Raw genomic sequence first — 13,821 nt, forward strand, 5'->3', positions numbered from 1 at the left:
CGCGATCATAGAAGGCTTTCGATTACACCAGGATGCACAGGTTTATGGCAAGTTAGCGGACGCAATGATGTAAGTTTTGCGGAAATGGTCAATTTAGATTTAGAGTATATTCAAAAAGTTAGTTTTTCGCTAGATATGCACATATTACTCCGAACGGTGCGGGTGATTCTTGTCCCAAATAGCGCCTATTAAGTCAGAGGAGAAGTGAAAGATAGAATGACACGAACATTTTTGTTAGGTAGTTATGTCGATTCGCTGACGATGGAAGAAACGTTGACGAAGGTAGAATCGATTATTCATATCGGAAAACCCGTGCAGCATGTCGTGATTAATGCCAGTAAAATCAATTTGATGGCGGAAAACAAGGAACTTGCGAACATTGTCAATACGTCGCCGCTGATTAATGCGGATGGCCAGTCCATTGTTTGGGCGATGAAGTTCCTTGGTCATGACGCGCGGGAAAGAGTCACTGGTATAGATTTATTTGAAAATTTAGTTAAAAAGAGTGCTGAGAAAGGGTACCGTGTGTATTATTTCGGCGCCCAGGAGGACGTCGTGCAAGAAGTCGTCCAGCTTCACCAACAGCAGTATCCAGATCTGAAAATTGCGGGCTATCGAAATGGCTATTTTGAAGACGCAGAATCAGAAGAAATTGCGCTAGCTATCCGAAAATCGAAAGCCGATATCGTTTTTGTCGCTTTTTCCAGCCCTAAAAAAGAGCAGTGGATCCATGCGTACAAAGAGACGATGGGCGTTCCGTTTGTGATGGGTGTTGGTGGTAGCTTTGATGTGATGGCCGGTGTGACGAAGCGTGCACCGCAATGGATGCAGCAAACAGGACTCGAATGGTTTTATCGGTTTATGCAAGAACCAAAGCGGATGTTCCGACGTTATTTTGTTGGTAACCTGAGCTTTGTATGGAAAGTGATGAAAGAAAGGTGGCGGCAATAAGATGTTAGCGAAATGGACATTCTCGGTTTTTAATGTACTCCCGATGCCGAATCGACTCGTTTTAGGACGGATTATCCGGCATATCAAGAATCAGATGGCGCGGTCGTTTTTTGGAAGTTGTGCGAAAAACAGCAACTTGCGTCCCAAGCTAAAATTGCGCCACCCGAAAAATATTCATGTTGGCAAACGGTCATCGATTGGTGACAATGCACGCATTATTGCGACGGCTCCCGTTCATATCGGTGATGATGTGTTGATGGCGCCTGATGTGGTGATTTTGACCGATACGCATTGTGTGAATGGAAAAGAAAAGATTTTAGATAGCGGAACCGCGCAAAAACCCGTTTTTATTGGGAATGATGTGTGGATCGGGACACGTGTCACGATTTTAGCAGGAGCCGAGATTCCAGATGGCTGTATTGTCGCTGCTGGTGCCGTTGTTCCGGCCAAGAAGTATCCGCCATATAGTGTGATTGGTGGGGTGCCTGCCAAAGTGATTAAACAAGAGAGGTAAGGATAACGTTGCTCAAAGAAACCAAAATTTTTATCATTTTATTCGCCATTTTCCCTGTCGTCGATGCGCTGAACGGCTTTGTGCTGTCAGCTGGAATCAATCTTCCCATCGGTGTTGCCTATCGCTTGGTTTGTGTTGGCTTTCTCATTTTTCAGATTGCTAGAAAGGGATTCTCGAAAACAAGCTACACGTTTTTGTCTGTCGCGCTTATTTTTTGTGGTATTATCTCGCTCTTCATTCAGACGATTGTCCTGCAAAACGATGTGGCAGCTCTTTTATATGATGCGACGAACATGATTAAATTTTTCCTCTGGGTGCTTATTCCTTATTATATGTATCAGCGCGTGGACCTGTTCACGAAGACGAGTTATGCCAAACTATTTCTCGCGATCAGTACCTTTTTTACGCTCGGTTTGCTTATTCCGTATGTACTCGGGATTGGGAATCAAACTTACGCGGGTTCGGATGCTGGATATAAGGCTTTCTTCTTTGCCAACAACGATACAACGATTGGCTTTATTGTTTCGGCGACGTTCATTGGGTGGTATTTGTTTCAACAGACGAAGCAGACGAAAAGCTGGACGCGTTTATTGCTGGGGCTCCTTTATCTCGGTAATTTGCTAGGCTTGTTGCTTTTAGGAACGAAAACCGGGATTGTGTACGGCGTTATTTTAACCATCGTCTTACTCTTGCGTTTCTTCTTCTTTCAAAAACGTGTAGGGCCTGCTGTCAAATGGGGCATCGGCGTGACGGTTATCTCAGTGCTGGCGCTCATTGTGGTCCAAGGTCGCGCGTTTATCGTCACCACCCTTTCCGGACTTATTCAGCGACTCACGTATTTTTACAATCTGTATGATGGCGACTTAGTCCGCTTTATTACGAGTTCGCGCAGTGAATTTTTAGATGCTGCCTTTGGACACTTTATCAATACGGGTAACTTGTTGACACAGCTCATTGGCTTCGGATTTAACGAACGTGTGACAACATGGGGGCTCGGTGATTTAGTGGAAATGGATTTCTTTGATGTCTTCTTCTCCCTAGGCATGTTGGGACTTGTCGTGATGTTGGGTCTCTTACTCTTCTTCTTGATGAAATCCTGTCAAAAACGGAGCATCTACACGGCGCTCTTCCTCCTCCTCCTTTGCTACGGCGCCTTTGCCGGACATGTTTTATTTTCCGCTTTATCATCCACGTTGTTCGGTCTCGTATGCGGTGGCCTATTCCTACAAAAAGAAAGCTTGTGTGAAAAAGAATGAAAGCTCTTGTAACGCGTTTGATGCAATTTGCGATTGGTTCCCTTGGCTCGGCGATTTTAAATTTGATGACGATTCCAGTTATTACGTTTTTCCTGACACCCGAAGAATACGGTAAAACAAGTATGTTTATGCTTGCGCAGACGTTGTTAATTTGCGTCATTTATTTAGGCTATGATCAGGCATTTGCCCGCGAATTTTATGAGTATCCGAATAAGAAAAAACTATTTAGCACGGCGATGGTTGTTCCTTTTCTGTTCTCCGGTGTTGTTATTGGTGTCATGTGCTGGTTCGCCAAGCCAATCTCCGCTTTTCTGTTTGGACATGATGTGTATTATCATGCGGTGTATCTCATCGCAGCCTCCATCCCGTTTTTGATATTTGAACGATTCCTGTTCTTATACGTTCGGATGCAAAATAAAGCGCTGGAATTTTCCTTGTTCAATATTATCGTGAAGTTCAGCATGTTACTTTGTACCGTTTTATTCCTCTTATTTTTCCCCCACACATTTATCACGGTGATTTACGCCACCATTATTGGCCAAGTTATCGGGGATACGATTTTAATGCTCCGGAATGTGCGGATTTTATACATGAATCCGGTGAAAACAGATCCTGATTTATACCCGAGACTCGCGAAGTTCGGCTTACCGATTGCGGTGGCGACCGTGATCTATAGCCTGTTCGTGATTATCGATAAACTGTTCCTTCGTTATTTTTGCGATTTTGAACAACTGGGGTTATACACGGCGGCTTTCAAAATTGCGAGTGCGCTGCTGATTTTGCAGACGACGTTTTCGAACTTTTGGGTTCCAACGGCGTATGAATGGTATAAAAAGCAAAAACCGATGCACTATTTTAAATTGGTGAGCGACAGTATTATGTTTTTGATTGCGATTTTATTCATGGGACTGCTTCTTTTTAAAGGTCTCATCATGCTGATTTTGTCCCCCGATTACAGTGAGGCGCAGTACATTTTCCCATTCCTCTGTTTTTACCCGCTGATGATGACGGTGAGCGACACAACGAATCTCGGCATTGTTTTTCTGAAACGAAGCTCGCTGAATATTTTGGTTTCGATTATTGCACTCCTTGTAGCGGTTGGCTTGAATTTTCTACTTGTGCCGACGTATGGCGCGATTGGCGCTTCCATTGCGACAGGCTCCGCTTACATTGCGTTTTTCCTAGCGCGGACGTATTTTTCGATGCGAATTTGGAAAGGATTTTCTGTAAAAAGTCATCTGATAACCACGTCGCTGCTCGTTTTGGCAGCTAGTTTAAATATTCTCATTCACACGGTTTGGCTGATTTCGATCATCAATGTGGCCGTATTGGTAGGGATTATTATCCTTTACATCCCGCTACTCCGCACGCTGTATCGTTCATATGCCGCCAAAAAACAACCAACTATTACGAAAAAGGAAGGAATTGAAGCATGAAGATACTTGTTATTTCCAATATGTTTCCATCAAAAGCATACCCATCGTACGGCATTTTTGTCAAAAACCACGTGCACTTGTTAGAAGAGGCCGCAGATACGATAGAGACAATTACCATGCGAAAAGAGTTAAATAAAATCAAAAAATTATGGTTATATATCCAGTTTTACTGCCAAATTTTCTTTACCTTACTGTTTAAAAAATACGATATGGTCTACTTGCATTACGCCTCGCACAGCGCGTTTCCGATTTTAGCCGCGAAGTTTTGGAAGCGCAAGGTCAACCTGATTGTGAATCTCCACGGAAGTGACGTATTCCCGGAAACCACGCTCCAAGAACGCTTACAAACATGGGTAGCGCGACTGTTGAAACAGGCCAATCATGTCGTTGTTCCGTCTGACTATTTTAAAGAAACGGTCGTGAAACGCTATCACTTGACGCCGGAACACATCTGGATTTCCCCATCAGGAGGCGTCAATCGCGACTTGTTCGCACCGCAAGAGACGGCGAAAGATACCGCTGTTTTTCAGGTCGGGTATGTAGGACGCATTGATGTCGATAAAGGCTGGGATGACGCGCTTCGTGGTTTTTCCGAGTTTAAGCACCAATCGAATCACCCAGCTGAGTTGATTATGATCGGAAGTGGCAAGGAAAATCCGCAAAAAGAAGCGCTTATTCAAGAGCTAGGACTACAGGAAGATGTGCGTTGTTATGATTTATTGCCGCAAGAAGAACTAGTTGCGCGCTACAATGAGATGGACGTCTTTGTTTTTCCGAGTCGTAGAAAAGGCGAGAGTTTGGGACTTGTTGGCATTGAAGCGATGGCTTGTGGTGTTCCGGTGATTGGCAGCCAGATTGCGGGGATTCAAGGGTACCTCGTCGATGGAGAAAACGGCTACTTTACAGAAATAGGAAATCCGTATTCAATCGCTGAAAAATTACTAGCATTCCATGCGCATAGCGAGGAAGAAAAACAAACATTAAGAAGTAATGCGTTTCATTCGGCGATTCCTTACGATCAGTTACAGGTACAAAGAGACATGGTAAATATGATAACGGTTTTAGCGAAATAAGCAGTTTGGAAAAGGAGGAACATAAGATGTTAGTCAGCGATGTTGAAATCATTTCATTATAAATTTTGTTTGAAAAAGAGTTGCCATTCCAAGGTCGGATATCGCGTGTAAGGGGTCTAGCATCAATACATCCTTTATCACGGACTTATTTATTGGGCAATGATACTTGGCGTGATTTTTTTAATCGCTCTGTTCATCGTGACGGCATGTGCGATTATACGATCGACGAGTGGTAATTTTAAAATCAAATTAATGGTCGTTTTTCCGTTTTTGTATGCCTTATGCACAAGTCCTGTCGATACCTTATTAGTATCTGGTAGTATTGTCGGCGTGATGATGGCGGCGCTATACATGATGCGCCTGTCAAAAGAAGTGACTGAAAAAGAAATGGAGTGAACGAAGATGGGGGAAGCAAAAATTATTCAATTGAAAAAGGGAGAAACATTAATGTGTGAGGGAACATATACTGTCCTATCGGGAAACTTAATATGCAAGACGTGTAAGCAGCTCATACATTTTCTCAATATTGGAGATATACTTATCGTGGATGTCACATTTTTTGAGAATAACCTTTGCTATGAAGCGCGGGGAAAAGTCTTGCTAGTAGATGTAACCAAGAACCGTGCATTCAATGTTTTAAAAACCAGACAAGAACTACAGAAGAAGATAACAAAAGCCTTATTAAAGCGTGTGGATTCTTATTCTTCGTCTGCGAAAGACCGTTTGAAAAGCCTTTTATACCAAGCGGGAGACGAAACAGGGAAACAACATATTACGGAAGATATATGCCAACTGCCGAATTTATTGACACATCGAGAATTGGCGCAATATGTTGGATGTTCGAGAGAGTATCTAAGCGGTTTGCGTAAAGAGTTGATTAAGGATGGGAGTTTGTCCAATAGTAAGGGTTGGATATTGCTTAGTTGGAGTAAATGGCAAGCGGAATTCCGATACTGAGAGATATTGTGCGCAAGTTTATACTTTACTTTCCATTTCAATCACGGTATAATAAGTGAAATATTAATTCCGAGTAAATAGATGCGAATTGAAAAAGGGTGGTGAAGCGAATGACTTCAATTATTGGAATTTCGGCGGCGCAATTGACAGCGCAAGTTCCGAACACGATTTCACGAAACGGTGCCTATGTTGGCGGCGATTACGTATCGGTTGTTGCTAAGAACGGGGCGGCGCCATTTGTTATTCCTGTGACGGATAAGCGGCTCGTTACGACTTTTGTGGATCAGATTGACGGTCTCATTTTATCAGGTGGGCAGGACGTTTCACCGACCCTATACGGCGCGAAACCGCAAGCGGAACTCGGCGTTACTTCGATTATTCGAGATGAATTCGAACTGGCGCTTTTAAAAGAAACGCTGGCGCAAAAGAAACCAGTTTTGGCAGTTTGTCGCGGGGCGCAGTTACTGAATATCGCGCTCGGAGGGACATTGCATCAAGACACGAGCTACATTGCAACCTCGAGCCTACCACACATGCAGCAAGATTGCGCGACGAGAACAACGCACGGAATCCAGATTGAAAAAGGTTCCAAACTCGCGAAAATTCTCGGAAACACCGCGCAAGTCAATTCGTTTCATCACCAAGCCATTAATATAGTAGGAACAGGTTTAAAAATCACGGCAACCGCCCCAGATGGAGTTGTGGAAGCGGTAGAAATGGAAGGCGCACCGTTCGTTGTTGGCGTTCAGTGGCACCCAGAACTAATCGCGGAAACCGACGCCTCGATGCAACGCCTTTTTCAAGAATTCGTGAGAAATGCTGAACTAGGAGCCCTCAAGCAATTCTATAATGCGCCAGTCAGCTTTAAAAAAATAGCAACATCACGCTAAAAGGGAGGAAACAACATGAAAAATGGGATACTTATTGCGATGATTGCACTAATCGGTGTTGTCATCGCAGCTTGTGGCGGAGGAGACAAAGCGAGCGATCAGGTCGCGAATGATGGCACGAAACAATCGATCAAAGTCACATCAGCTGGTGAAATCGCAACGCTCGACAGTGCGCTATACAGCGACACCTTCAGCTCGGACGCCATCGGTCAAATTTCGGAAGGGTTGTACCGCGTTAATCCTGACAACGACGCCGAACTGGGCATTGCCAAAGCAGAGCCAACCGTGAGCGCTGACAAAAAAGTCTACACGTTCCAGCTCCGCGACGACGCCAAATGGTCGAATGGAGATCCGGTGACAGCCTCCGATTTCGTTTTTGCATTCCAAAAAGTAGTCGATCCGAAAACAGCATCACCAAGCTCGAACCAACTGGATGTCATTAAAAATGCGAACCAAATCCGCAATGAAAAAGCTTCACCAGACACGCTAGGAGTCAAAGCAATCAATGATAAAACGCTCGAAATCACACTCGAAAATCCAATCCCATACTTACCGAAACTACTCACAGGCACACCATTCCTGCCCCAAAACGAAAAATTCGTGACAGCAACAGGTTCCAAATACGGCACGTCCGCAGACACAGTCCTATCGAACGGTCCCTTCTTATTAAAAGACTGGTCAGGAATCGGCACATCGTGGACCTACATCAAAAATAAAGATTACTGGGATGCGACAAACGTGAAACTAAACAAAGTCGCCGTCCAAGTCGCTAAAGACACCGGCGCAGGCGTCAATCTCTACCAAACTGGTGACGTCCAATACACCGCACTCACCGACGAATTTGTTCAAAAATACAAAACCGATAAAGCCTACCATTCCAAAGAAAAATCGCTCATCGGCTATTTAGGATTTAACGAAGATCGCAAAGCGACAGCTAACGTCCATTTGCGCAAAGCCCTCTCGATGGCATTTGACAAAGAAGCGTACACAGACACCATTCTGGGCGATGGCTCCAAAGCTCTAAACGGCTACATTCCATCTGGCTTTGCGAAAGACCCAGGTAACAACAAGGACTTCCGCGCAGAAAATGGCGACCTTGTCACGTTTGACCCTGAAAAAGCGAAATCAGAATGGGTGACAGCTAAACAAGAACTCGGCGTCGACAAACTCACGCTGGAGATTCTATCCTCCGACACCGAAGTATCCAAGAAAACAGTCGAATTCCTGCAAAGCGAGATTCAAAAGAACCTACCAGACATCACAATCAAGCTAAAAAGTGTCCCGCTGAAAAATAGGCTAGCACTCACGACCGCAGGGGATTACGATGTTTTCTATGGTACATGGATGCCGGACTATAGCGATCCCATCAACTTTTTAGAAGTATATCAATCAGATGGCGGTTTAAATTTTTCGAAGTATGATAGTGCAACATACGATGCCGGTCTGAATGACATTAAGAGCACGTACGCCACAGAACCCGAAAAGCGTTGGGATAAGATGCTTGAACTGGAAAAACAATTAATCCAAACCGATGCCGTTGTCGCACCGTTCTATCAAGGCGCCTCGGCGTATCTGCTGGACCCTACAGTCAAAGATGTGCAAATCTACCCGTTCGGTCGAAACATCTCTTACAGACTTGCATACGTTGCGAAATAAGCCGTATAAAGAATAGCTGAAACCACCGATTCTGTCGCTGTTTTCGGCTATTCTTTTCTATCTAAACAAACATAGTCGAAATGCTTGACAATACGCTACTAAGAATGGTACTATATCCAAGGTGCCTCTTCCTTCGTGACGAGGTATAGAGAATAGAAACTGTTGCTAGGAAATATCCTGTCAGCAATTTTATTTTAAAGAAAAAATGAACCACCTGGATGTGTGGCTCTAGAAAAATCGGAAGGAGGAAACCAAAAAATGCCTACAATTAATCAATTAGTTCGCAAACCGCGTCAATCTAAATCAAAGAAATCTGATTCTCCAGCACTTAACAAAGGCCTAAATACTTTCAGAAGATCATTAACAGACGTATCATCTCCACAGAAACGTGGTGTATGTACTCGTGTTGGTACAATGACTCCGAAGAAACCTAACTCGGCGCTTCGTAAGTACGCTCGTGTACGTTTGACTAACGGCCTTGAAGTAACTGCTTATATCCCAGGTATCGGACATAACCTACAAGAACATAGTGTTGTACTTATTCGCGGAGGACGTGTTAAAGATTTACCGGGGGTACGTTATCATATCGTACGTGGTGCTCTAGATACAGCTGGTGTTGAAAATAGAGGACAAAGCCGTTCTAAATACGGAACTAAAAAACCTAAAAAATAATAAAAACTTAGATGAAAGGAGGATATCCAATGCCTCGTAAAGGTCCTGTTGCTAAACGTGACGTATTACCAGATCCGATGTACAATTCGAAATTGGTAACTCGTCTAATCAATAAACTTATGATTGATGGTAAACGCGGAAAAGCGCAAACTATCATTTATTCTGCTTTTGATATCATCGCGCAAGAAAGTGGAAAAGACCCTATGGAAGTATTTGACGAAGCAATCAAAAACATCATGCCAGTTCTTGAAGTAAAAGCTCGCCGTGTCGGTGGTGCTAACTATCAAGTTCCGATTGAAGTTCGTGCTGATCGTCGTACAACTCTAGGTCTACGTTGGTTAGTTAACTATTCACGTCTACGTGGAGAGAAAACTATGGTAGAACGTCTTGCACACGAAATCTTGGATGCATCTAACAATGCTGGAGCTTCCGTTAAGAAACGTGAAGATACACATAAAATGGCAGATGCAAACAGAGCATTCGCTCACTATCGCTGGTAAGATTCGTCTTATCCGCGCGACTAGGTCAACGCTTGTTGCCTAACTAAATCGTTAATAATGGAAGGAGAAATACCCATGGCTAGAGAGTTCTCCTTAGAAAAGACGCGTAATATTGGTATTATGGCTCATATTGATGCTGGTAAAACCACTACTACAGAGCGTATCCTTTTCTATACAGGGCGTATTCATAAAATTGGTGAAACACATGAAGGTGCATCACAAATGGACTGGATGGAACAAGAACAAGAACGTGGTATCACGATCACATCCGCTGCGACAACTGCGCAATGGAAAGGTCACCGCGTAAACATTATCGATACACCAGGACACGTAGATTTCACTGTTGAAGTTGAACGTTCTCTTCGTGTACTTGATGGTGCTGTTGCTGTTCTGGATGCACAATCAGGTGTTGAACCACAAACCGAAACAGTTTGGCGCCAAGCAACTACTTACGGGGTTCCTCGTGTAGTATTTGTAAACAAAATGGATAAAATCGGTGCTGACTTCTTGTACTCTGTCGGAACATTACATGACCGTCTAGATGCAAATGCACACCCAATCCAATTACCAATCGGTGCGGAAGATACTTTTGAGGGTATCATTGACTTAGTTGAGATGAACGCTTTGTATTATCTTGATGATGTAGGAAATGATCCTGAAATTCGTGAAATCCCAGCTGATTTAAAAGAGCTTGCTGACGAATACCGTGGCAAACTTGTTGAGGCTGTTGCTGATTTAGATGAAGAACTAATGATGAAATACCTTGAAGGTGAAGAGCCTACAAAAGAAGAATTGAAAGCTGGTATCCGTAAAGGAACACTTGCTGTTGAATTCTACCCTGTTGTATGTGGTACAGCATTCAAAAACAAAGGTGTTCAACCGATGCTTGATGCAGTACTAGATTACCTTCCAGCGCCAACTGATGTTGCTGCTATTAAAGGTATTTTACCAGATACAGAAGAAGAAGCGGAACGTCATCCTGATGATAACGAACCATTCTCTTCTCTAGCGTTTAAAGTTATGACTGACCCTTATGTTGGTCGTCTTACTTTCTTCCGCGTTTACTCAGGTACTTTGAACTCAGGTTCTTACGTTCAAAACTCATCTAAAGGTAAACGTGAACGTGTTGGACGTATCCTTCAAATGCACGCAAATCACCGTGAAGAGATTTCGATCGTATATTGTGGTGATATCGCTGCTGCTGTTGGGTTGAAAGACACAACTACTGGGGACACGCTATGTGATGAAAAGAATCAAATTATCTTAGAATCCATGGAATTCCCAGAACCAGTTATCTCGGTTGCTATTGAGCCTAAATCAAAAGCCGACCAAGATAAAATGGGTCAAGCTCTTGCAAAACTTGCAGAAGAAGATCCAACATTCCGTACAGAGACTGACCAAGAAACTGGTCAAACAATCATCTCTGGTATGGGTGAGCTTCACTTAGATATCCTTGTAGACCGTATGCGTCGTGAGTTCAAGGTAGAAGCTAACGTGGGTGATCCACAAGTTTCTTACCGTGAAACATTCCGCCAAACTGCCCAAGTCGAAGGTAAATTCGTTCGTCAATCCGGTGGTCGTGGACAATATGGTCACGTTTGGATCGAATTCGGTCCTAACGAAGAAGGAAAAGGCTTTGAATTCGAGAACGCTATTGTCGGTGGTGTTGTTCCACGTGAATACATCCCAGCAGTACAAGCAGGTCTTGAAGGCGCACTAGGAAATGGTGTACTTGCAGGTTACCCGCTAATCGATATTAAAGCAAAACTTTATGACGGATCTTACCATGATGTCGATTCCAATGAAATGGCCTTTAAAGTGGCTGCTTCTATGGCTCTTCGTAACGCGGCTAAGAAATGTAGTCCTGTCATCTTGGAACCAATGATGAATGTTGAAGTAATTGTACCTGAGGATTACCTTGGAGACATTATGGGTAACATCACATCTCGTCGTGGTCGTGTAGATGGTATGGAAGCACGCGGTAACGCTCAAGTTGTTCGTGCCTTCGTTCCACTTGCAAACATGTTTGGTTACGCTACGTACCTACGTTCAAGTACGCAAGGTCGCGGAGTTTACACTATGCAGTTTGACCACTATGAAGAAGTTCCAAAATCCGTTGGTGAAGAGATTATTAAAGCCAATGGCGGAAACAACAAAGAAGACTAGGTCAGCGAATCGACAAACGCTCATCTTCGTCGTTAATTCCTGCGTTCCGGTGCTCTTCTTCGCAGAAGAGCTACGCATAACTTCTCACATGGTCGGGGATAAGACTCCCTCCCTGTTTTCAGTTGACGTACCGATGTACGCTCCGCTCCGGTACTCGAAATTGCCTAGAATCTAAGCATTTGTCGATCCGCTGAGGTGTGGCGTTACAGGCGAGTTTTGCGTATGAAGTGAACGATTAGCGATTGGATTGATTGCAAACTTTTGTTGTATCCTGTATAACTATAGTAACGAGATTCGCGCGGCATTGTCCGCGTGTTATCAATAATTTTTTTAAACATTAAGGAGGAAATATTAAAATGGCTAAAGAAAAATTTGACCGCTCAAAACCCCATGTTAACGTTGGTACTATCGGACACGTCGATCATGGTAAAACTACTTTAACAGCTGCAATCACTACTGTATTATCTAAAAAAGGTTTTGCAGAAGCTTCTGCATACGACCAAATCGATGGTGCTCCAGAAGAAAGAGAACGTGGTATCACAATCTCTACAGCTCACGTTGAGTATGAAACTGAAAACCGTCACTACGCACACGTAGATTGCCCAGGACATGCCGATTATGTTAAAAACATGATCACTGGTGCTGCGCAAATGGATGGTGGTATCTTAGTAGTATCTGCTGCTGATGGTCCAATGCCACAAACTCGTGAGCATATCTTGCTTTCACGTCAAGTTGGTGTTCCTTACCTTGTTGTCTTCATGAACAAATGTGACATGGTAGATGACGAAGAATTACTAGAATTAGTTGAAATGGAAATCCGTGATCTATTAACAGAATACGAATTCCCTGGCGACGATATTCCAGTAATCAAAGGTTCTGCTCTTAAAGCTCTTCAAGGTGAGCCAGAATGGGAAGAAAAAGTTAACGAACTTATGGACGCTGTGGATAGCTATATCCCAACTCCAACTCGTGACACTGACAAACCATTCATGATGCCAGTTGAGGATGTATTCTCAATCACTGGTCGTGGAACTGTTGCTACAGGTCGTGTTGAACGTGGACAAGTTAAAGTCGGTGACGAAGTTGAAGTTATCGGTCTTGTTGAAGACACTAAGAAAATCGTTGTAACTGGAGTAGAAATGTTCCGTAAGTTACTTGATTACGCTGAAGCAGGCGACAACATTGGTGCACTTTTACGTGGTGTAGCTCGTGAAGATATCCAACGTGGCCAAGTATTAGCTAAGCCAGGTTCGATCACTCCACATACTTCTTTCAAAGCTGAAACGTATGTTTTATCAAAAGAAGAAGGTGGACGTCACACTCCATTCTTCAACAACTACCGTCCACAATTCTATTTCCGTACTACTGACGTAACAGGTATTGTTACACTTCCAGAAGGTACTGAAATGGTTATGCCTGGCGATAACGTTGAGGTTTCTGTTGAACTAATCGCACCAGTTGCGATTGAAGAAGGTACTAAATTCTCTATCCGTGAGGGTGGACGTACTGTAGGCGCTGGAGTAGTAGCGACTATCTCTAAATAATTTTAACTTAAAAATCCGGTTCCTCTTTATGGGGAATCGGATTTTTTTGGCTCTATGTCAATTGTTGGGGTGAAATATCGGCTCTATGTCAATTGTTGGGGTGAAATATCAAGGTGCGAGCTAGGGAGTCAATAGCTCGTGCCTTTTCTTAACCTACAGAGATGTCAAAATCTTTGATAAAGTGTTGGGCTAGTATTTTGGCTCGG

Annotated in this window: 14 protein-coding genes; all 14 read left to right on the forward strand. The window is 43.5% G+C overall.

All coding sequences use genetic code 11. From position 1 onward, the window contains the following. Positions 1-192: sugar transferase (locus HPK16_RS16285; protein ID WP_181677954.1), on the forward strand; the 192-nt coding region annotated here is incomplete at its 5' end. Positions 193-216: 24 nt separating this feature from the next. Then, positions 217-951 carry a WecB/TagA/CpsF family glycosyltransferase gene (locus HPK16_RS16290; protein ID WP_181677955.1) on the forward strand — a complete coding sequence of 245 codons (735 nt, stop codon included), beginning with the start codon at positions 217-219 and terminating at the stop codon, positions 949-951. Between the two features lies 1 nt (position 952). Then, positions 953-1,465 (forward strand): acyltransferase, encoded by a 513-nt coding sequence (locus HPK16_RS16295; RefSeq protein WP_181677956.1) that lies wholly within the window; start codon positions 953-955, stop codon positions 1,463-1,465. A gap of 8 nt (positions 1,466-1,473) precedes the next feature. Beyond that, complete coding sequence (locus HPK16_RS16300) at positions 1,474-2,721, forward strand: O-antigen ligase family protein (RefSeq protein ID WP_181677957.1); 1,248 nt, start codon at positions 1,474-1,476, stop codon at positions 2,719-2,721. Beyond that, positions 2,718-4,157, forward strand: coding sequence for a lipopolysaccharide biosynthesis protein (locus HPK16_RS16305; RefSeq protein ID WP_181677958.1), 1,440 nt, complete (start codon positions 2,718-2,720; stop codon positions 4,155-4,157). The genes HPK16_RS16300 and HPK16_RS16305 overlap by 4 nt, the downstream gene beginning before the upstream one ends. Continuing rightward, on the forward strand, positions 4,154-5,230 hold the full coding sequence (locus tag HPK16_RS16310) for a glycosyltransferase family 4 protein (protein ID WP_181677959.1): 1,077 nt from the start codon (positions 4,154-4,156) through the stop codon (positions 5,228-5,230). Before HPK16_RS16305 ends, HPK16_RS16310 begins: the two co-directional genes overlap by 4 nt. A 171-nt stretch (positions 5,231-5,401) precedes the next feature. Continuing rightward, the gene (locus HPK16_RS16315; RefSeq protein ID WP_181677960.1) at positions 5,402-5,626 is read left to right on the forward strand and encodes a hypothetical protein; all 225 of its coding nucleotides are present in this window, start codon (positions 5,402-5,404) and stop codon (positions 5,624-5,626) included. A 6-nt stretch (positions 5,627-5,632) separates the two neighbouring features. Further along, a complete protein-coding gene (locus HPK16_RS16320) occupies positions 5,633-6,187 on the forward strand; it encodes a Crp/Fnr family transcriptional regulator (RefSeq protein ID WP_181677961.1) in 555 nt (184 codons plus the stop codon). Positions 6,188-6,297: 110 nt separating this feature from the next. Beyond that, positions 6,298-7,077 carry a gamma-glutamyl-gamma-aminobutyrate hydrolase family protein gene (locus tag HPK16_RS16325; protein WP_181677962.1) on the forward strand — a complete coding sequence of 260 codons (780 nt, stop codon included), beginning with the start codon at positions 6,298-6,300 and terminating at the stop codon, positions 7,075-7,077. A 15-nt stretch (positions 7,078-7,092) separates the two neighbouring features. After that, positions 7,093-8,733, forward strand: coding sequence for a peptide ABC transporter substrate-binding protein (locus HPK16_RS16330; RefSeq protein WP_181677963.1), 1,641 nt, complete (start codon positions 7,093-7,095; stop codon positions 8,731-8,733). A gap of 258 nt (positions 8,734-8,991) precedes the next feature. Then, complete coding sequence (rpsL, locus tag HPK16_RS16335; protein ID WP_036094375.1) at positions 8,992-9,405, forward strand: 30S ribosomal protein S12; 414 nt, start codon at positions 8,992-8,994, stop codon at positions 9,403-9,405. A 29-nt stretch (positions 9,406-9,434) separates the two neighbouring features. Beyond that, the gene (rpsG, locus tag HPK16_RS16340; RefSeq protein ID WP_036065477.1) at positions 9,435-9,905 is read left to right on the forward strand and encodes a 30S ribosomal protein S7; all 471 of its coding nucleotides are present in this window, start codon (positions 9,435-9,437) and stop codon (positions 9,903-9,905) included. 75 nt (positions 9,906-9,980) lie between these two features. Next, positions 9,981-12,071 carry an elongation factor G gene (fusA, locus tag HPK16_RS16345; RefSeq protein ID WP_181677964.1) on the forward strand — a complete coding sequence of 697 codons (2,091 nt, stop codon included), beginning with the start codon at positions 9,981-9,983 and terminating at the stop codon, positions 12,069-12,071. A gap of 356 nt (positions 12,072-12,427) precedes the next feature. After that, a complete protein-coding gene (gene tuf / locus HPK16_RS16350) occupies positions 12,428-13,615 on the forward strand; it encodes an elongation factor Tu (protein WP_181677965.1) in 1,188 nt (395 codons plus the stop codon). Positions 13,616-13,821 lie beyond the last annotated feature (206 nt).

Source organism: Paenilisteria rustica (genome assembly GCF_013820765.1).
In the GTDB taxonomy this organism is placed as follows: domain Bacteria; phylum Bacillota; class Bacilli; order Lactobacillales; family Listeriaceae; genus Listeria_A; species Listeria_A rustica.